This window comes from Clostridioides sp. ZZV14-6154 (assembly GCF_020657785.1).
Taxonomy (GTDB): domain Bacteria; phylum Bacillota; class Clostridia; order Peptostreptococcales; family Peptostreptococcaceae; genus Clostridioides.
In genome coordinates this window covers 460,654-479,861 of record NZ_JAGWCY010000001.1, presented here as the reverse complement: position 1 = coordinate 479,861, position 19,208 = coordinate 460,654, and the positions used below count along the sequence as shown (strand labels likewise).

The 19,208-nt window shown below is 27.3% G+C and carries 22 protein-coding genes, 1 pseudogene and 1 riboswitch; of the genes and pseudogenes, 21 read left to right on the top strand and 2 right to left on the bottom strand.

Going from position 1 to position 19,208, the window contains the following annotated elements; translation table 11 throughout:
• Position 1 precedes the first annotated feature (1 nt).
• From KGF45_RS02250 to KGF45_RS02170, 17 genes and pseudogenes are all read left to right on the top strand, one after another.
• The gene (locus tag KGF45_RS02250; RefSeq protein WP_227841709.1) at positions 2-223 is read left to right on the top strand and encodes a hypothetical protein; all 222 of its coding nucleotides are present in this window, start codon (positions 2-4) and stop codon (positions 221-223) included.
• Positions 199-3,828, top strand: a complete 3,630-nt coding sequence (locus KGF45_RS02245; RefSeq protein WP_227841708.1) for a PQQ-binding-like beta-propeller repeat protein — start codon at positions 199-201, stop codon at positions 3,826-3,828. Before KGF45_RS02250 ends, KGF45_RS02245 begins: the two co-directional genes overlap by 25 nt.
• Positions 3,829-3,847: 19 nt before the next feature.
• Positions 3,848-4,180: a hypothetical protein gene (locus KGF45_RS02240; protein WP_227841707.1), complete on the top strand. Its 333-nt coding sequence runs from the start codon at positions 3,848-3,850 to the stop codon at positions 4,178-4,180.
• On the top strand, positions 4,180-4,317 hold the full coding sequence (locus tag KGF45_RS02235) for an XkdX family protein (protein WP_227841706.1): 138 nt from the start codon (positions 4,180-4,182) through the stop codon (positions 4,315-4,317). Before KGF45_RS02240 ends, KGF45_RS02235 begins: the two co-directional genes overlap by 1 nt.
• A gap of 11 nt (positions 4,318-4,328) precedes the next feature.
• Positions 4,329-5,555 carry an InlB B-repeat-containing protein gene (locus KGF45_RS02230; protein WP_227841705.1) on the top strand — a complete coding sequence of 409 codons (1,227 nt, stop codon included), beginning with the start codon at positions 4,329-4,331 and terminating at the stop codon, positions 5,553-5,555.
• 185 nt (positions 5,556-5,740) lie between these two features.
• Positions 5,741-6,142: a phage holin family protein gene (locus tag KGF45_RS02225; protein ID WP_227832679.1), complete on the top strand. Its 402-nt coding sequence runs from the start codon at positions 5,741-5,743 to the stop codon at positions 6,140-6,142.
• 1 nt (position 6,143) lies between these two features.
• Positions 6,144-6,953, top strand: coding sequence for an N-acetylmuramoyl-L-alanine amidase (locus KGF45_RS02220; RefSeq protein WP_227841704.1), 810 nt, complete (start codon positions 6,144-6,146; stop codon positions 6,951-6,953).
• A 75-nt stretch (positions 6,954-7,028) separates the two neighbouring features.
• A complete protein-coding gene (locus KGF45_RS02215) occupies positions 7,029-7,775 on the top strand; it encodes a site-specific DNA-methyltransferase (protein WP_227841703.1) in 747 nt (248 codons plus the stop codon).
• Positions 7,776-7,947: 172 nt separating this feature from the next.
• Positions 7,948-8,691, top strand: a pseudogene (locus tag KGF45_RS02210) (ABC transporter ATP-binding protein); the annotation flags it as partial.
• A complete protein-coding gene (locus tag KGF45_RS02205; RefSeq protein WP_227841702.1) occupies positions 8,688-9,371 on the top strand; it encodes an ABC transporter permease in 684 nt (227 codons plus the stop codon). The pseudogene KGF45_RS02210 and the gene KGF45_RS02205, both read left to right, overlap by 4 nt.
• Positions 9,368-10,084: an ABC transporter permease gene (locus KGF45_RS02200; RefSeq protein ID WP_227828480.1), complete on the top strand. Its 717-nt coding sequence runs from the start codon at positions 9,368-9,370 to the stop codon at positions 10,082-10,084. The genes KGF45_RS02205 and KGF45_RS02200 overlap by 4 nt, the downstream gene beginning before the upstream one ends.
• 81 nt (positions 10,085-10,165) lie before the next feature.
• Positions 10,166-10,435, top strand: a complete 270-nt coding sequence (locus KGF45_RS02195; RefSeq protein WP_413926579.1) for a helix-turn-helix transcriptional regulator — start codon at positions 10,166-10,168, stop codon at positions 10,433-10,435.
• Positions 10,416-10,871 (top strand): peptide deformylase, encoded by a 456-nt coding sequence (gene def, locus KGF45_RS02190; protein WP_227841701.1) that lies wholly within the window; start codon positions 10,416-10,418, stop codon positions 10,869-10,871. Before KGF45_RS02195 ends, def begins: the two co-directional genes overlap by 20 nt.
• A gap of 51 nt (positions 10,872-10,922) precedes the next feature.
• Positions 10,923-11,384: a pyrimidine dimer DNA glycosylase/endonuclease V gene (locus KGF45_RS02185; RefSeq protein WP_227841356.1), complete on the top strand. Its 462-nt coding sequence runs from the start codon at positions 10,923-10,925 to the stop codon at positions 11,382-11,384.
• A gap of 49 nt (positions 11,385-11,433) precedes the next feature.
• Entirely contained in the window at positions 11,434-12,336 is a 903-nt protein-coding gene (locus KGF45_RS02180; RefSeq protein ID WP_227841355.1) for an SPL family radical SAM protein, read from the top strand.
• Positions 12,337-12,687: 351 nt separating this feature from the next.
• Positions 12,688-13,518, top strand: a complete 831-nt coding sequence (locus KGF45_RS02175; RefSeq protein ID WP_227828485.1) for a class I SAM-dependent methyltransferase — start codon at positions 12,688-12,690, stop codon at positions 13,516-13,518.
• Between the two features lie 243 nt (positions 13,519-13,761).
• Positions 13,762-14,988, top strand: coding sequence for an RtcB family protein (locus KGF45_RS02170; RefSeq protein ID WP_227841700.1), 1,227 nt, complete (start codon positions 13,762-13,764; stop codon positions 14,986-14,988).
• Between the two features lie 188 nt (positions 14,989-15,176).
• On the opposite strand, the gene KGF45_RS02165 is transcribed toward KGF45_RS02170, so the two are convergent.
• Positions 15,177-15,377 carry a cold-shock protein gene (locus tag KGF45_RS02165; protein WP_131044449.1) on the bottom strand — a complete coding sequence of 67 codons (201 nt, stop codon included), beginning with the start codon at positions 15,375-15,377 and terminating at the stop codon, positions 15,177-15,179.
• Positions 15,378-15,604: 227 nt separating this feature from the next.
• Entirely contained in the window at positions 15,605-15,781 is a 177-nt protein-coding gene (locus KGF45_RS02160; RefSeq protein WP_227435413.1) for a hypothetical protein, read from the bottom strand.
• A 52-nt stretch (positions 15,782-15,833) separates the two neighbouring features.
• A riboswitch (cyclic di-GMP riboswitch) is annotated at positions 15,834-15,929 on the bottom strand.
• 340 nt (positions 15,930-16,269) lie between these two features.
• Here KGF45_RS02160 and KGF45_RS02155 point away from each other — a divergent pair.
• The 4 genes from KGF45_RS02155 to KGF45_RS02140 all read left to right on the top strand — a co-directional run bounded on the left by KGF45_RS02155 (position 16,270) and on the right by KGF45_RS02140 (position 19,067).
• Positions 16,270-16,440, top strand: coding sequence for a hypothetical protein (locus tag KGF45_RS02155; protein WP_227841699.1), 171 nt, complete (start codon positions 16,270-16,272; stop codon positions 16,438-16,440).
• A gap of 30 nt (positions 16,441-16,470) precedes the next feature.
• Complete coding sequence (locus KGF45_RS02150) at positions 16,471-16,854, top strand: BlaI/MecI/CopY family transcriptional regulator (protein ID WP_227841698.1); 384 nt, start codon at positions 16,471-16,473, stop codon at positions 16,852-16,854.
• 307 nt (positions 16,855-17,161) lie between these two features.
• Positions 17,162-17,617: a MarR family transcriptional regulator gene (locus KGF45_RS02145; protein WP_227840972.1), complete on the top strand. Its 456-nt coding sequence runs from the start codon at positions 17,162-17,164 to the stop codon at positions 17,615-17,617.
• A 106-nt stretch (positions 17,618-17,723) separates the two neighbouring features.
• On the top strand, positions 17,724-19,067 hold the full coding sequence (locus tag KGF45_RS02140) for an MATE family efflux transporter (protein ID WP_227841697.1): 1,344 nt from the start codon (positions 17,724-17,726) through the stop codon (positions 19,065-19,067).
• The last annotated feature ends 141 nt before the right edge of the window (positions 19,068-19,208 follow it).

The following is a 19,208-nucleotide window of genomic DNA, read 5'->3' as shown; positions in this document are numbered from 1 at the left end:
AATGGATGTAGATTTTAAAATTTTATATGAGAATGTAAAAGAAGAACTAAATAAGAGTATGTCGAATATGTTGCTCTATAAGAGTATAGCAATGCAAAAAGATGTAGAATTAAAAGATAATAATAAAAAAATAAAAGAATTAGAAGAAAATATTATATCGCTTAAAAAACTATCTGAAAATGTAGAGGGTGTTGAACAATGCGAAACAGAGATTATGAAGTAAAACAATATTTTTTAGAAATAGATTTTTCAGAATATGAAAATAGGAAAAATATAGTAAAAAAGATAATATATAGTGAAAATGATATTAATACAGCTTTTATTAAAGCACAACTAAAAAATGATGGAAAGATAATTGATTTAAGTAACTATGATGTAATAGTTAACATATGGAAGAATGTAGGTAATAAGGTGAACTCTCCATGTGTCATATTAGATGCAGAAAATGGAGAAGTAGAGATTCCAATTACTAGGGAAGCTTTGAAAGGTGCAGGTATAAACCCATTTACACTTATGGCTATAAATAGTGAGGGGTCTTTAGAATCTCCAAGATTTTATTATAGAGTAGAAGAAGGGCTTGTAAATGATGATGATATTGAAAATGCGGATGAATTTGGCGTTTTAGTATTATTAATAAGTCAAGTCAAAGAAGTTTTAAAAGATAATGATATTTTAGTTACCAGAGTTGAAAAATTGGAAAATTTAATAGAAGAAAATGAAGAAACAAGAAATAATAATGAAGAAACAAGAGAAGCTAATGAATTAAAAAGAAAAGAAAATGAAGAGGTAAGAAAATCAAGTGAATTAGTAAGAAATAGTAATGAAGAAACAAGAAATAGTAGTGAAGAAACAAGAGAAGCTAATGAGTTAGTAAGAAAAGAAAGTGAAGAAGTAAGAAAAACCAGTGAAGAAACAAGAGAAACTAATGAGTTAGTAAGAAAAGAAAGTGAAGAGGTAAGAAAAACCAGTGAAGAAGCAAGAGAAGCTAATGAGTTAGTAAGAAAAGAAAGTGAAGAGGTAAGAAAAACCAGTGAAGAAGCAAGAGAAGCTAATGAGTTAGTAAGAAAAGAAAGTGAAGAAGTAAGAGAAACACAAGAAATAGATAGACAAAATTCTATAAAAAGAATGGAAAAAGAATTAATTGATAAAACTGATGAAAAATTTAATGAGGTAGATACAACACTAGATAATAAATTAAAAGAACAACAAAAGCAAATTGATGATAAAATAGTTGAAACTAATAATAAGATAAATGAAGTAGATACTAAAATAGTTGAAGTTGACAATAAGATTGTTGAAGTGAATATTGCTAAAACGGATATGACAACAACTGTATCTAATAAATTAACTGAATTTGAACAAAGATTTGAAGAGTTGGAAAGTACAAATACAACAGGAGAAATAATACAAACAAGAGAAGCTTACGATGGAACTCAAAAAAATACATTAAAAGAAAGATTTACATATGATTTTGATAAGGTATATGAGAAAATAGCAGAAATGACTTCTGCTGCAACCAATGTAGCTTTCAGTAAATCTTATGTTGAATCCGACTGGATTGCTGATGGAGAATATTTTAAACTTACAGTTAATCATAATCTTGTTACAGAAAATATATTCGTTGCGATACTCGATGAAGCAACTAAAAAGAGTATGACTAATTCTTATACTGTAGTAGATTCTAATACAATAGATATTTTTAATGAATTAGCTATAGATGTAAAAGTAACTGTTGTAAATGGTAATACAAATAAAGAAGTTATACAAGCTACAATAAATGATAATATAACAACACTAGATAGTACTTACTCTAGTGTTAAAATAGATGCAAAGATAGGCGTAAACGAATTAAGCACAAATGCTAAAAATCTAACGGGTGCAGTTAATGAACTTTTTCAATCTGTCAGTAGTGGGAAGGAATTAATCGCTACTGCTATTACTGACAAAAAAGTTCCAACTAACAGTAGTGATACATTTCAAGTTATGGCAAGTAATATTAGTAATATAAAACAAATACCTGATATGCATGATGATGTTGAAGAAATATGGCAGTTTACAGGTCATACTCTCTATGTACTTTCAGTAACAATAGATTCACAAAATAACATAATAAGTGGCAGTAGTGATAATACAGTGAGAAAAATATCAACAGATGGAAATGAAATATGGAAGTTTACTGGTAATTCAAGTAGTGTGTATTCAGTATGTGTAGACCCACAAGATAATATTTATAGTGGTGGTGCAGATAAAACTGTAAGAAAAATATCAACAGATGGAAATGAAATATGGAAGTTTACTGGTAATTCAAGTAGTGTCAGATGTGTACATGCAGACTCACAAAATAATATTATTAGTGGTGGTTACGATAAAACTGTAAGAAAAATATCATCAAGTACTGAAATATGGAGTTTTACAGGACATACAGATATTGTGTATTCAGTATGTGTAGATTCACAAGATAATATTTATAGTGGTAGTAGTGACAATACAGTGAGAAAGATATCATCAAATGGAGCAGAAATATGGAAATTTACAGGACATACAAATAGTTCGCATTCAGTATGTGTAGACTCACAAGATAATATTTATAGTGGTAGTAGTGACAATACAGTGAGAAAGATATCATCAAATGGAGCAGAAATATGGAAGTTTACTGGGCATACAGGTACTGTGTATTCAGTATGTGTAGACTCACAAGATAATATTTATAGTGGTAGTGCAGATAAAACTGTAAGAAAAATATCATCAAATGGAGCAGAAGTATGGAAGTTTACTGGGCATACAGGTACTGTGTATTCAGTATGTGTAGACTTACAGAATAATATTATTAGTGGAAGTAATGATAAAATTTTAAGAAAATTGCAGCAGAATTTAGGTATTTTAATTACGAAAGATAATCAAAGTGAAATACATAAAATAACTAAATTGGATACTATCATGAAAGAAGTCTTACCTAATCCCATTGAAATATGGGATAAAGTGCGAGATGGTTATGTGTATTCAATATGTATAGACCTAAATAATAATATTATTAGTGGTAGTGCTGATAGAACAGTAAGAAAAATATCTCCAAGTGGAAATGAAATTTGGAGTTACAAAGGACATGGAGAGGGTGTATATTCAGTATGTGTAGATTTACAGAATAATACTATTAGTTGTAGTGCTGATATTACTTTGAGAAAATTGTCAACAAATGGTACTGAAATTTGGAGATTTACTGGGCATACAGGTACTGTACGTTCAGTATGTGTAGATTCACAAAATAATATAGTAAGTGGTTGTGCTGATGTTAAAGTAAGAAAAATATCATCAAATGGTACTGAAATTTGGAGATTTACTGGGCATACAAGTACTGTATGTTCAGTATGTGTAGATACTCAGAATAACATAATAAGTGGTAGTGGTGATAAAACTGTAAGAAAAATAACGACAGATGGAAATGAAATTTGGAAATTTACTGGACATACTGGTTATGTAAACTCAGTATGTGTAGATTCACAAGATAATATTTATAGTGGTAGTAGTGACAATACAGTGAGAAAAATAGCAACAGACGGAAATGAAATTTGGAGTTATAAAGGACATGCAGAGGAGATAAATTCAGTATGTGTGGATTCTCAAAATAATATATATAGCGGTGGAAATGATAATACCATTAGAAAAATATCTTCTGATGGAGCAGAAATTTGGAAATATTCAAACTACAAGGATTGGGTATTGAGTGTATGTATTGATTTAGAAAATAATATAATTACTGGAGATAGAAGTAGCTTAGTAAAAAAACTACAAAATACATATACAGTACAAAAAATAGCTTATTATAATTAAAAAAATAGGAGGAAATAAAGTGCAAAAATATTTAACAGGATTAGAACATAAAGAAGGAAGTATATATAAGGTGAATTTAATTCATAACATGCCTTTTGACCAAACATATGGATTAAATAAATCAGTTCAAGAATTAGAATTAAATGGAGTATTAGTTGATGAAGTAGTAGAAGCAGAGCAAAGAGAAGGTTTTGCATCTATTATGTATGTAGATAAGACAACAAAAGAGATTACATATGAGTATGTCGAAATACCATTGACACCAGAGCAGGAAGCATTAAAAAAGATTAAAGAATTAGAACAGGAAAATGCAAATATAAACTATAGTTTAATGATGGGAGGATTAATATAATGTTAGGATATGAAAAAATAAAATATTATTATGATAATAAAATGTGGACTAAGGAAATGGTTAAAAATTCAGTAGATAAGAATAAGATAACAGCAACAGAATATAAAGAAATTGTGGGAGAGGACTATATAGCATAGTTCTTTTTTTATTGAAAAAACTAAGGACTACATATAAATGTAGTCCTCCAAATAAAAAAGTAGGTGATAGCTTGTTAAATGAAGATGTGATAAAAAATATTAATAAATTAAATAATGAGCAGGATAACATTAACTTAGAACTTAGTAAGAAAGCGAGTAAGGAAGATTTAAACATATTAATACAATTATTAGAAAATAGTAAGAGATACACAATAAATTATAATATTAATTTGCCAGAAGGATATTCAAACGAAGATGTTACAGTACCAGATGACATGACAGTATTAGCTAATACAGAAGCAAGATTAGATTTACCAAGTAATACAGATTTAAATGAATATCGATTTAAAGGTTGGTCATTAGCTGAAAATGGAGATGTGATTGAAAGATGCATAGCTACAGATGACATCACTTTGTATGCTATCTGGTATAAATGTATAAATGTTATATATGAGCTGAATATTCCTAGTGATTTTCAAGGCATTCCTATTCCAACCATACCTATTGATAGTAATAAATATATTTTAGGGGATATAATTACTCTTTTACCATTAAACAATTATGATGAAAATAACAAAGAATATAATTATAAGTTTTGTGGTTGGTCATTAACTGAAAATGGAGATGTAATTGAAAATGCTACTATAGAAAACGAGCATGTACAATCAGATGGCTTACATTTATATGCAGTTTGGAAAAAATATAGATATGTTACTTATAATGCCAATTTCCCACCAGAAGAATATCCTTTAAATAGAACGGGTGAAGTGCCTGTTGATGCAAATAGATATGTTGAAGGTGATATAGTTACTGTATTAAAAAATAGTGAAAATAATCCACTAGGTGGAGAGGAAGATAAAGACAAATTTTTAGGTTGGACTTCTAATATAGAAAAAGCTCAAATTCCTATATTAAAATCTGATGTAGAAGAAAATATTGTTATAGGTAAAGAAGATATAACATTATATGGTATGTGGGGAAAATATAGGATTGCATATGGTTCAAATTTTCCAGCTGGAACAGGTGTAAGTGGTCACCCACCAATTGACCAATATTCATATTTAACAGGTGCAAGTACAGTTACGTTATCTAATACAGGAAATTTAAATGCAGGTAGTTATGAACTCATAGGATGGTCAACTGTAAAAAATGATGAGTCAACTATGCTAAATTTTGGAGATAGAATAATGATTGATAAGAGTAATATTATCTTACAGGCATTTTGGAGAAAACTTTAAAATAACTTTTAAATCTAAAAAAGAAAATGAGAATTCAATTTACAGCATATTTATGTTTCCAAATATAATGTATAAGAATCATAATTTTAATTGAATTGTTACATGATAAGAGCCAATAAAAAGGCTCCTTTTTTATGTATATAGTTATTAATTGGTTATTTAAATTTTAATAAGGAGAGAAAAAAATGAATATTTATGATGGAAGATTGAACACTATCACAGCACTGATAGGAACGTATTTTACGTGGCTATTTGGAACTTGGGAGGAGGTATTAGCTATTCTGTTAACACTTATGTTGATAGACTATCTATTTGGAGTAATTAAAGGGTTTGTACTTAAAAAACTTTCTAGTAATGTAGGATTTAAAGGTATTGCAAAAAAAAGTGGAATACTGGTAATTGTGGCAGTAGCAGCATTATTAGACAGACTAATAAATAATGGAGATTGGATATTTAAGACATTAGTTTGCTATTTTTATATAGCAAATGAAGCATTAAGTATAACAGAAAATTGTGCAGCAATAGGTTTACCAATACCAAATAAAATTAAAGAAGCATTAGAACAACTTGGAAAGGAGAATAAATAAAATGAAGATAGGTGTAAATTGTGGACATACAAAGGTGGGAGCAGGTTCTGGAGCTATAGGAAAAATAAATGAATCAATAGAAACTAGAAATGTAGGATATAAAGTAATAGACAAACTAAAAAAACTAGGTAACAATGTAGTTGATTGTACTATAGATAAAGCATCTACACAATCTGAATGTTTATCTAAAATAACTGCACAAGCTAATAGACAGGATTTGGACTGGTTCATATCAATACATTTTAACGCTGGTGGTGGCAAAGGGTGCGAAGTTTACACATATAAAGGTAAACAGTATCAAGACGCTATAGATGTTTGTAAAAAAATCTCTGATTTAGGATTTACAAATCGAGGGGTAAAAGATGGAAGTGGATTATATGTAGTAAATAAAACTAAAGCAAAAAGCATGCTAATAGAAGTATGCTTCGTAGATACTGAAGATGCGAATAAATATTTAAGTTTAGGAGCTGATAAATTAGCAGCTGCGATAGTGGATGCAATAACAAAACATGTTAGTTCAGCAGAAGAAAATAATTATAATAGATACAAACATACAATAGTGTACAGCGGTGATGATAAAGTAGTAGCAGATTTATTAGGATTATATTACAAGAGAGAAAAAGAAAGTTATTTAGTTACAGACATAGAAAATTATAAACCACATAGAACACAAAATTTATATGTTGTGGGTGGTGGAGCTAGTAAAAAAATGGTGGAAATAGCTAAAAATACAGGTGAAAAGTTTACACAAATATACGATAGTGATGTTTGGGAAACAATTAAAAAAGCATTGCTATTTATAAAAAAGTAAGATATTAAGCATAACAATAAATACTATATCCAGATTCAACTCGAATATAATACATAATATTAGGAGGGTTACAATATGTTAGACATACAAAAATATCAGCTTTTCAATGGGGAATGTATTGAGGTAATGGAAACTATAAAAGACAAATCAATAGACTTAATTTTATGCGACCTTCCTTACGGAATGACTAATTGCAAATGGGATAGTATTATAAACTTAGAAGAGATGTGGAAACAATATAATAGAATAATAAAAAATAATGGAGCTATGGTTTTATTTTCAGCTCAACCATTTACAACTAAATTAATTGCATCTAATTTAAAAAATTATAAATATAGTTGGTACTGGATTAAAAATACAAAAACAGGATTTGCATTTTGTAAATATCAGCCTTTGCGATGTGTAGAGGATATAAATGTTTTTTATAAAAATGCACCATTATACACTCCTCAAGGTCTGAAAAAATTAGATAAACCAATTAAAAAAATAAGAAAAGATGGAGAACGAGAGAATATATATCATGGTGGTTTAAAAGGAAAAGAATATATACAAGAATACACAAATTATCCTAGTAATACATTATATTTTAATAAAGAAACTAAATGTATTCATCCAACGCAAAAACCAACTAGTCTATTAGAGTATTTAATAAAAACATATACTAGAGAAAATGATGTTATACTGGATAATTGTTTTGGAAGTGGTTCGACTGGTGTTGCATGTGCCAATACAAAAAGAAAATTTATTGGCATAGAACTAGATAAAAATTATTTTCAACAAGGTAAAAATAGAATAGAAAGAGCATACAAAGATAATTTATAAATAAAAAAGAAGGTAACAGTCAAAAGCTGTTACCTTCTTTTTTATGCTTAAATTTCACAATTAAGATGCTAGAAGTTAGCTATATAAAGTATTAAAGAAAGTTTTCTAAGTGTCTTAAAAACGATTTTAAAAGGTCTTTTTATAATAATATTTTTGTACTAATATACTATTACCATCTGGAGCAGGTAAATCAACATTACAAAAAATTCTAATTGGTATGATAACAAATTATGAAGGAAGTGTACTTGTAAATGGAATAGAAAGCAAAAAACATTCAAATAAATTTTATGAGAATATAGGAGTTGATTTTGAATTTCCTAGTTTATATGAAAAATTAACTGCAATAGAAAATTTAAAATACTTTGGTTCTTTATATTCTAAAAAATTACTACCAATTGGAGAACTACTAAAATCAGTAGGATTAGAAAATGAAGCAAATAAAAAAATATCGGAGTATTCAAAGGGGATGAAATCGAGATTAAATTTTATAAAAGCTTTATTACATAATCCAGATATATTATTTTTAGATGAGCCAACAAGTGGTCTTGACCCATCAAATAGTAAGATTATGAAAAATATGATTCTATCAGAAAAATCTAAAGGTAAAACTATTATTTTAACAACTCATAATATGTTGGATGCAACAGAACTTTGTGATAGGGTAGCATTCATTGTAAATGGGAAAATATCTGCATTAGGCACACCACATAATCTTATTATGTCAAAAGGTGCTGTTAAAATTAGATATACATATTTTGATAATGGAGAAAAAATTTCTGAATGTTTTTTAAGTGATACTAGTAACGACAAAAAATTAAATATGCTTATTAAGGAAAATAAGCTCTTATCAATACATAGTAGTGAACCAACATTAAATGATATTTTTATTGAGATAACAGGGAGGAATTTACAATGAGATTAAAAAATCTTATCTTAGGAGATATAAAGTTTCAATTTAAATATGGATTTTATTTTTTATATGTTGTTTTAAGTATTGTATATATTTGTTTGCTTAATGCATTTCCACCATTATTGAGAGAAAAGGTAGCTATAATTATGATTTATTCTGACCCAGCAGCAATGGGATTATTTTTTATGGGAGCAATTGTACTTCTTGAGAAGAGTCAAAGAGTTTTAAATTCTCTAGCGGTATCTCCAATAAAAATATCAGAATATATTTTATCAAAGGTGATTTCATTGTCAATGATATCTAGTATTGTAGCTATGGTAATTGCAATTACAGCAAATTTAAATAATATTTTGATAGTAATTATAGGAACCTTCTTTGCATCGATAATATTTTCATTACTTGGGCTTATATTTGCAAGTAGAGCATCAAGTTTAAATCAATTTATTGTTTTAACTATTCCTGCTGAGATTGTCTGCTTTGTGCCACCAATAATTAATGTATTGATGGATTTAAATGTATTTACTAATTTGTATCCTTTCAATATATGTATTTCTCTTATTAGTGGAGATAAAAATTTTTTAGTAACTAATATATTAATTTTAATATTGATGACTATAATAGTTTATTTCATAACATATTATTTTGTTTGTAGTATTTGGAAAAAGGTAGGTGGCATAAAGTTATGATAAAAATTATTAATGCTTTTAGACAAGAATTTGAGCAAATAAAATGTGATGCTATGCTTTTTGTAGTATGCATTTCTCCAATATTATGTGGAGGTCTTATAAAATTTGGAATACCATTAATTCAGAATATATTAATTGATAGCTCTTATTATCAATTAACTTTAGAACCATATTTTTTAGTATTTGACTTGCTTTTAGCTTTCATAACACCTTTTATGTTCTTTTTTGCTTCTACTATGGTTATGTTAGGAGAAATTGATGATAATATTTCAAAGCACTTGATAATCACTCCTATTGGAAAAAGTGGTTATCTTATTTCAAGACTTGGAATACCAGCTATCTTAGCATTTGTCATTACAGTAATTTTATTATTAACTTTTTCGCTAACTAAAATTTCTTTTTTATTAAATTTAGCAATTTCTTTAGTAGCTTTGATGCAAGGAATTATTATATCAATATTAATAACTTCTTTATCATCAAATAAATTAGAAGGTATGGCACTTACAAAGTTATCAGGTCTTTTTATGTTAGGTATTCCAGCACCATTTTTTATTTTAAATAAAATACAGTATATTTTATTTTTCTTACCATCATTTTGGTTAGCAAAGGCATTTAAGGATAGTAACTACATATATATTTTTATCTCATTTATTGTATCATTAATTTGGATTGTTTTATTACTTAAAAAATTCAATAAAAAAATATCTAGTTAAATAGATTATTAAAATAAATGTAAGGTTGACTTGACATAAAAATTGGAAAATGTTACAGTTTAAATGTAAGGTTAACATTACATGAATGGAGTATATATGAAAAATAAAATCAAGGTATTAAGAGAAAAATTGGGGTTAACGCAAGAACAACTAGGAGAATTAGTAGGAACATCTAGGCAGGCTATAAATGCTATAGAGACTGGTAAAAATGAACCTTCAATATGGTTAGCATATGATATTTCAAGAGTTTTTAATGAACCAATTGAAAATATATTTTTATTTGAAGAGAGTGAGAGAAAATCAAGAGCTCAGATAAGTAGGGGTGAATATTATGGCTCTAAGAGAGATTAGAACTTTTGACGATGAAATTTTAAGAAAAAAGAGTAAGAATGTAGAAAAAGTAGATAATAAGATAAGAGACCTATTAAATGATATGGCAGAAACGATGTACAACACGCCAAATGGTGGGGGTTTAGCTGGATGCCAAGTAGGAATACTAAAACGCTTAGTTGTTATAGATTTAGGAGAGGGACTTATTAAACTTGTTAATCCTGAAATTATTAAAGAAGAAGGAGAGCAAATTGTTGTTGAAGGTTGTTTAAGTTTTCCTGATGTATGGGGAAAATTAAAAAGACCTAAAAAAGTCACAGTTCAAGCTTTAAATGAGAATGGTGAGAAAATAACAATTAAAGGCTCAGGACCCATGGCAAAATGTCTTTGTCACGAGATAGACCATTTGAATGGCATAGTTTTTACAGATAAACTTATTGAACGTGTGAAACTATAATGTAATTTAAGTACTAAATTTAGAGAATATTTTATAGTGAGGAGTTAAATTATGAGATTATGGCATAAGGATTTAATTGATGTATTACCTAAAAATCAATTAGTAAGTCAATGGAGAGAACTATTCGCTATAAAAGGTTCTATAGAGAAAAAAGGTACTCCAAATCATCTATTAGTAAATAAAGTATTAAATTATAGTATAGATGAATTTAAATTTTATGCAAAAGTTATACATGATGAAATGGTGAAAAGGGCTTATAGACCTAATGAAACTAAGTTTATAGAAATGCTAAAATGGAATAATAACAATTTTTCAATGGATGTATCTGTATTACATAATCTAAATTTAGAAACTTTATATAGAGATTGGCATAATGAAGTATATTTAAAACAATGTCTATATAATTTAGAAGAAAAAGCAATGTGTGGAGGAATATCCATGAATGAATGGAATATATTACTTTGTAAATACGGTGCTGACTATGACTTATGGTATGGTAATAGCTTACTTTAATTACTATAATTTAATATTATGGTATGATTAGATGTAAAGAGGTGATTGTTTGTATAATAAAGTAAAATATACTCCAATAAATTGTGAAACTGCTTGTAATAAACTAAAAAGAAGTATGCCGTATAAATGGGATTTAAATATTTATCGTGGTTGCGAACATGCATGTAAATATTGTTATGCTATCTATTCACATAAGTATATGAATTCTGGTAATTACTTTGAAGAAATTTATGTAAAAACAAATATAATAGAAAAACTTGAAAAACAATTGAGTAGTAGTAAATGGAATAGAGAAGTAATTAATATAGGGGGAGTGACAGATAGCTATCAGCCTATAGAAGCTGAGTATAAGATTATGCCAGAAATATTGAATCTATTAATTAAATATAAAACCCCAGCGATTATTTCTACAAAATCAGATTTAATTTTAAGAGATTATGATTTGATTGATAAATTATCTAGAATTACATATATTAACATAGCTTCTACAATTACAACAGTAGATGAAAAGACACAAAAGCTCATTGAACCGAATGGAGTAGATTCAATGAGAAGATTTAAAATGTTAAAGGAATTTAGAAAAACTAACGCTTCAGTTGGTCTTCATATTATGCCAATTATACCTTATATTACAGATAATTTTGATAATATAAATTCATTGTTTAGATACGCAAAAGAAAGTAATGTACACTATGTGTTACCTGGAACTTTGTATTTAAGAGGTGTAACTAGAGGTGTTTTTTTTGACTTCATTAAAAAAGAATTTCCTGATTTATTTGATAAATTATCAATACTATATAGTACAGGTTCAGCAAATAAAGAATATAAAAACCAACTTTATAAAATGGTCAATCAACTTAGAAATAAGTACTCTTTATCAAGTAGTTATGCCAAAATAATGAAAGAAAAATTAAAACATTCAGGTGATATTCAGTTATCTTTTTTTGATTAATTTTAGATATAATAAGCTACTTCTAAATTGACTATTATAAATTATCTAAACCAAAATTCATTGACAAATAAATATAATAAATATATAATGTATCCATAAAATAAAAATATGAAAGGATGATGTTGTTCGGCGTACTTGATATCATAAAATCGTTGATGTAAGTATTGCTGGAAAAGAGTAGATAAAATCAAATTTAATAAGTAAACAAAATAAAGCGATAGTTTTATTGTTGTGCTTAAAAATATTTGGTTCTATTTTACTCTTATTTAAACTCATCTTTTTGAAGTTAAACCACAGAGTAAAATCTGTGGTTTTTTTGTTTTATAAATAAACTTTAAGGAGTGGTATGTTTTGTTAAACAAATTATGTATGTATTTAGAAAGACCAGAACTTTATAAGGAAAGTAAAGTTAATTTTTGGGATGATGAATATATCTCAAAACAGTTATTAAAAGCGCATTTAGATGTTGATTTTGAAGGAGCAAGTAGAAGTCTAGACTTTATTAATGATTCTGTAGATTGGATAGTTAAAGTTGCATCTCCAGATAAGTATCCAAATTTAATTGATTTAGGATGTGGACCAGGACTATATGCAGAAAGATTTGCACAGAAAGGTTATAAAGTAACTGGGATTGATTTTTCAAAGCGCTCTATTAATTATGCACAAAGTAGAAATGAAGAGAAAAATCTAAATGTAACATATTTATTTCAAAGTTATTTAAATATGAATTACAGTGAAGAATTTGATATAGCTACTTTAATTTATTGTGATTATGGAGCTTTATCAACTAAAAGCAGACGTCTATTAATGGAGAATATTTACAAAAGTTTAAAACCTGGAGGAAAGTTGATATTAGATGTATTTACAGTAAATAAATACAATGATTTTAAAGAAGTTAAAACATGGGAAATAAATGAAAAAGGAGGATTTTGGAGTAGTGAAAGATATGTGTGTATACAAGATAATTGCAAATATAGTGATTACAATACATTAGAACAAACTCTTGTTATAACAGAAGGAAATGAAAATGTATTTTATATTTGGAATAAATACTTTTCAAAAGAGAGTTTTTTAGCAGAAATTAAAGATATTGGTTTTAAATCTATTGAATTTTTTAATAATGTCAAAGGTGAAGTATATTCTGATGATAGTATGACTATGGGATTAGTTTTACAAAAATAGTAAAAAAATGATGAATATGTTTAAATGAATAAAAGCTTGAAATCTATAATAATATCACATAAGAAAAGTATATATATTGAAAGATGGACATTTTTATGTTATTTTTAATACATTATAAATTTGATTATATAAAAATAAAAGTAATATTTTTGTTATTATTTTTTATATAAAATTTATTTGAATATATTTTTTAACGGCATATGATATAAAATTTAATATATAGTTTAGAAGGATGTGGTATTAGTGTTAGAGATTCAAGGGAAATACAATAAAGCAAAAATATTTACAGATAATGTAGACAGTACAACAATAAGTCAAATAATAGAATTATGTAATCAGGAATTTACAACAAAATCTAAGATAAGAATAATGCCAGATTGTCATGCAGGTTCTGGCTGTGTAATAGGTACTGTAATGACAATACAAGATAAAATCGTTCCAAATCTTGTTGGAGTAGATATAGGGTGTGGGGTTATATGTGTAAATCTGGGTAAAGTTGATTTGGATTTAAAGCAGATAGATGATTTTATAAGAAAAAAAATACCTCATGGATTTAATATAAACAAATATAGTAAAGCAAACTATAAAAAAGAGATAGAATCACTATATTGTATAAAAGGCATAGGAAAAGCTACAGAGGAATATAATCGAGCTATTGGAAGCCTTGGAGGGGGAAATCATTTTATTGAGTTAAATGAAGATAGTGAAAAAAATAAATATTTAATAATACACTCTGGTAGTAGAAATCTTGGTAATAGGGTAGCAAAATACTACCAAAAAAAAGCTTATGATTACTATATTAGAATTAGTAATAATTTTGAGGAAGATAGTAAAAGACTTGTTGAGCAGTACAAAAAGGAAAATAGAGAAGAAGAAATTCAGGATGCATTAATATCGCTTAAAAAAGAACATAACTTTACTCCTAAAATACCAAAAGATTTATGTTATTTAGAAGGCAAATTGATGGAAGATTATCTTCATGATATGGATATTATACAAAAATATGCTGAATTAAACAGAAATACAATGGCTAAAAGAATAATTGAAGAATGTATAGGTCTTAAATTCAATGATTTAGACCATTTTCAAACCATACATAATTATATAGAAATTGAAAACAGAATACTAAGAAAAGGAGCCATAGCATCATATGAAGGAAGAAAGTTATTGATTCCTATAAATATGAGAGATGGTGTTATCTTGGGAGTAGGGAAAGGAAATTTAGATTGGATTAATTCTGCACCTCATGGAGCAGGACGTATACTTTCAAGAGGAGAAGCCAAAAGAAGTATAAATATGAAAGATTATGAAGAATCTATGAAAAATATATTTACAACGAGTGTAAATATTAAAACCATTGATGAAGCACCTCAAGCGTATAAGCCAATTGATGAGATTGTAGAAAATATAAGAGAAACAGTTGACATAATTAATATATTGAAACCAATTTATAATTTTAAGTCAAATTAACAATTTGGAAGATTAAGAAAATACAGTAATCTTAATCTATATAAAAAAATAAAATTTATAAAAAAGGAGTACAAAAAATAGTACTCCTTTTTTATATATAGGTTCAGAAATAAGGATTAATAATTATCTTATATATACTAGCAATAAAAAAAGACCCTCAAAAGAGTCTTTCCCGAAAAATCTATATATTATAATATAGTTATATTTTCTGCTTGAGGACCTCTAGCACCTTTAACTATATCAAAGCTTACTTGTTGACCTTCTTCTAATGATTTAAATCCTGAAGTTTGTATAGCTGAGAAATGAGCAAATACATCATCTCCACCTTCCATTGATATAAAACCAAATCCTTTTTCATTATTAAACCATTTCACTATTCCATTATTCATTAAAAATACTCCTATTAACCTGTATCAAGATATACTTGATTTAATTGTGTATTACCACAAATACTATTGTATCATAGATTAATAGAAATGTCTATGTAATTGTATTTTTTAGTTAACATTTTTGGTTATTCTTAATATTAAAAATATATTTAAGAGTTTTGTATTACTATATATTAATATAAATGTAGATAAAACTAAAAAGGGTTCTTCTAGAAAACAAATTTTATTTAATTATACTTACTTACCAATACCATCACTTGATGTAAGCAATTTTCTACTACATTTTCTCCGTACTCTAGTATAAAATCATCTAACTGTGTATCTATAAAATCACAATAATCATATGAACTACCAATATAAGCAGTTAACATATGTGTACATCTATCCATTTTATCTCTAAACATATATTATTATCCCCCTAAAAAACTTTCATAAAAACAAAAAGAAAAATATCTTTTTGGCAACTGGCTGACATAATTTATAAGAATTTTATAAATCTTAGTCCCTATAGCTTTGCGTCACTAAATTTCTCTAGTTTTGCCGATTTAGTTTTATTCTACAATTTAATAATACAACGAAATCAGTTATTATTCAACATCATTGTTTGAAAATTTGAAAATTGAATAAATTTATAAATATGAATGTCGTTTTATTTTAGAAAAAATAATCTAAAAATGTAGAGTATATAGAAAAATTTACCTGTAGTTTTTGTATAAAAAAGCTCCTATTATTAATTTAAGCTAGATTGAATTTGAGGAAGTGACATAAGATGGAGCAACAAGAGGTAGTAGAGAAACTGCACAGAGGGAATTGATGTTGATGGAATATATGTGGAGTAAAAAATCTATTCTATCTAAAAAAGAAAATAGTAAGTTTTAAATCAAACTATGATGTGCTAGTAATTAAAAAAGAATATTTAAGTGCTAGAAAAGAAGAAAGGTGTATAAGTAAAGATAATAACCTTTTCATACGAATATTTACAACTATACATAAAAGAAATAATACAATAGAAGAAAAATTAAAAAAATTTATAAAAAATATGCAAAATATAGTAAAAAGATAACTCTGTTTATATAGAAAGAAGGAATATATTATGTTTAATAAAAAATTACCAGATGCGGAATTAAAATTGATGAAAAATATTTGGAATTCGGGATACAAAACTGTAATATCGAAAGATGTTGCAGATGAAATGGAGGAAAAATATGGTTGGAAACATACAACTACAATTACACTTTTAGCGAGGCTAAGTAAAAAAGGTTTTTTAATATCCCAGAGAATTGGAAAACATGTACACTATACAGTATTAGTAAAAGAAAAAGAATATCTAAAACTAGAAGGTAAAAGAATTTTTGGAGGTTTGCATAACAATCCCCTGTCAGAGTTAATTTCAAAACTACATAATAAAGAGGAAATAACTGAAGAAAAAATAATAGAAATAGGAGATTGGATAAAAAGTTGGCAAGAAGAAGATTAATATATATTAAAAGGTAGCTACTAATATAATTGCTACCTTTTTATTGTTGTGGATAAAATTGTGGATAAACTATGGAAAACTTATGTAAAATTTGTGGATAAAATATTTTACTGACAAAAGTATTAAAATGAAAAATAAAAATGTTGAAAAAACAATACTTACAAACACTTAAAAGCCTATAAGAACTATTCAATTATAAAATAAATCTTTAGATATTTCTTAAATAGAAACTTGACAATTGAGAAGCAAAGATATAATATGTATAGTAGATAAACAGTAATGAAACTAAACATATAGAGGTGAAAGTATGAGAGATTATTCTAAACTAATTACACTGATGGAACGTATTATTCACAAATACAATCAGTGGGAGGATAAAAAACGAACTTATGGAACAGAGCTTTTATTATCAAAATCAGAAATTCATACAATAGTAGCTGTTGGTAATAATCCTGGGATAAATATTACATCTCTTGCAGATACTTTAGGTATTACAAAAGGTGCAGCTTCTCAGATGATTTATAAACTAGTAGATAAAGGGACGGTGGTAAAAAAAGTATCTCCTGATTCTGATACAGAAGTAGTTTTGAGCCTTACAGATGATGGAATGAAAAATTATAAAGCTCATCAAGAGTATCATAAGCAAACTAATGATGAATCACTTAAACTGTTAGATGATATGCCAGAACCTTTTTATGAATATATGCTGAGTTATTTTTCTGCTTTTGAAGAAAGTATTGATAAAAAACTAGAAGAAAATTAAGTGATATATGTGAAAAAATTGCTATCGTAGAGGGTAGCAATTATTTTTAAAAATATGTTTAGTAACTATACTGTATTGAAACAAAACAATTGAAAGGATGATTGGTATGGATGGAAATCAAAAAAGAATCTATCTTTTAGAAAAAGAAGATGTAAGGAAATCACTGTTAAAATTAGGAATGCCTACTATGATAGGGATGATAGTATCAGCATTATATAATATTGTTGATGCTTTCTTTGTAGGTCGTTTGGGTACACTGCAAACTGCTGCAGTATCCTTAGTATATCCATTAACTATGGTTGGTACTGGAATAGGGCTGCTTTTTGGAAGTGGTGCGGGTTCTTATATTTCAAGGCTTCTTGGTAAAAAAGAATATGAGGAAGTAAAGATTTGTAGTAGTATAGCTTTCTTTTCAGGTATATTTTTAATCGCTGTTTTGGTTACAATTATGCTATTATTTTTTAATCCTCTTATGAATTCTTTAGGGGCAACAGATAACACACTTTATTATGTAAGAGAATATGGTTTGATATATATTTTGGGGCTTATATTCAATGTTTTCAATATAATGATGAATAATATGATAGTTGCAGAAGGGAGTTCTTCATTTAGTATGACTGCTATGTTGTTTGGTGGATTGACAAACTTCATATTAGACCCAGTTTTAATCTTTGTATGTCATATGGGAGTTTCTGGTGCTGCTATTGCAACATTAATTTCACAACTTGTCTCTACTTCATTTTATGGGTTTTATATTTTAAAAGGGCATACATTTTTGAAAATTTCTTTTAGTTATTTTAAAATTAAGCGTACTATTTACACAGAGATTTTCAAGATAGGTCTACCAGTTTGTTTCTTTCAATTTTTGACTGGTGGCGCTGTGAGTTTAACTAATATTGTTGCCAAACCATTTGGAGAAGCTGCCATTGCTGCTATGGGAATTGTTAATCGCCTTATGTCTTTGGAATCCAATGCTTTGTATGGTTTTTTAAAAGGTTATTCTCCTCTGGTTGGATATAACTATGGTGCAGGAAAAATAGATAGAGTTGAAAGAGCTACTAAGACAGCAATATATTGGAGTACTGCTATAAATGTATTGTTTGGAATTTTGTGCATTTTATTTTCAAAGCAATTTATTTATGTATTTAATCAAGAATCAGTTAAAGTATTGGAAATTGGAAGAACTGCTTTAATTGTTGATGCTATTTCATTTATGACATTAGGGGTTCAAATTGTCATAGGAAATTACTTTTTAGCAATTGGAAAGGCAAAACAAGGTGGTATGTTAAGTATATGTCGTCAAGGTTTACTGTTCATTCCATTTCTGCTGATTTTCACAAACTTATGGGGTATGACAGGTCTTATTGCAACTCAATTGGTAGCAGATGTATGTGCAACAATTATTACTGTCATAATGTGGTTTAAAGAAAAGTCACTGCAATTAGTATAGAAGAGATTTTGTCACAAAAGAAAATAATGTTGAAATATTGATAAGTAGGCATTTTATTTTTATATGTCAATAAATCATTATCAAAAGTAGATAAATATATTATATAGATTCATAAGAAATAGTAATTTGTTTTGATTATTT

Excerpts from the sequence above, each read along its gene's own strand:
- KGF45_RS02220 (WP_227841704.1), top strand. The coding sequence starts at position 6,144 with ATGAAGATAGGTGTAAATTGTGGACATACAAAGGTGGGAGCAGGTTCT.
- KGF45_RS02250 (WP_227841709.1), top strand. The coding sequence starts at position 2 with ATGGATGTAGATTTTAAAATTTTATATGAGAATGTAAAAGAAGAACTA.
- KGF45_RS02205 (WP_227841702.1), top strand. The coding sequence starts at position 8,688 with ATGAGATTAAAAAATCTTATCTTAGGAGATATAAAGTTTCAATTTAAA.
- KGF45_RS02245 (WP_227841708.1), top strand. The coding sequence starts at position 199 with ATGCGAAACAGAGATTATGAAGTAAAACAATATTTTTTAGAAATAGAT.
- KGF45_RS02200 (WP_227828480.1), top strand. The coding sequence starts at position 9,368 with ATGATAAAAATTATTAATGCTTTTAGACAAGAATTTGAGCAAATAAAA.
- KGF45_RS02140 (WP_227841697.1), top strand. The coding sequence starts at position 17,724 with ATGGATGGAAATCAAAAAAGAATCTATCTTTTAGAAAAAGAAGATGTA.
- KGF45_RS02225 (WP_227832679.1), top strand. The coding sequence starts at position 5,741 with ATGAATATTTATGATGGAAGATTGAACACTATCACAGCACTGATAGGA.
- KGF45_RS02165 (WP_131044449.1), bottom strand. The coding sequence starts at position 15,377 with ATGAATAATGGAATAGTGAAATGGTTTAATAATGAAAAAGGATTTGGT.
- def (WP_227841701.1), top strand. The coding sequence starts at position 10,416 with ATGGCTCTAAGAGAGATTAGAACTTTTGACGATGAAATTTTAAGAAAA.
- KGF45_RS02150 (WP_227841698.1), top strand. The coding sequence starts at position 16,471 with ATGTTTAATAAAAAATTACCAGATGCGGAATTAAAATTGATGAAAAAT.
- KGF45_RS02145 (WP_227840972.1), top strand. The coding sequence starts at position 17,162 with ATGAGAGATTATTCTAAACTAATTACACTGATGGAACGTATTATTCAC.
- KGF45_RS02215 (WP_227841703.1), top strand. The coding sequence starts at position 7,029 with ATGTTAGACATACAAAAATATCAGCTTTTCAATGGGGAATGTATTGAG.
- KGF45_RS02160 (WP_227435413.1), bottom strand. The coding sequence starts at position 15,781 with ATGTTTAGAGATAAAATGGATAGATGTACACATATGTTAACTGCTTAT.
- KGF45_RS02235 (WP_227841706.1), top strand. The coding sequence starts at position 4,180 with ATGTTAGGATATGAAAAAATAAAATATTATTATGATAATAAAATGTGG.
- KGF45_RS02195 (WP_413926579.1), top strand. The coding sequence starts at position 10,166 with ATGAATGGAGTATATATGAAAAATAAAATCAAGGTATTAAGAGAAAAA.
- KGF45_RS02185 (WP_227841356.1), top strand. The coding sequence starts at position 10,923 with ATGAGATTATGGCATAAGGATTTAATTGATGTATTACCTAAAAATCAA.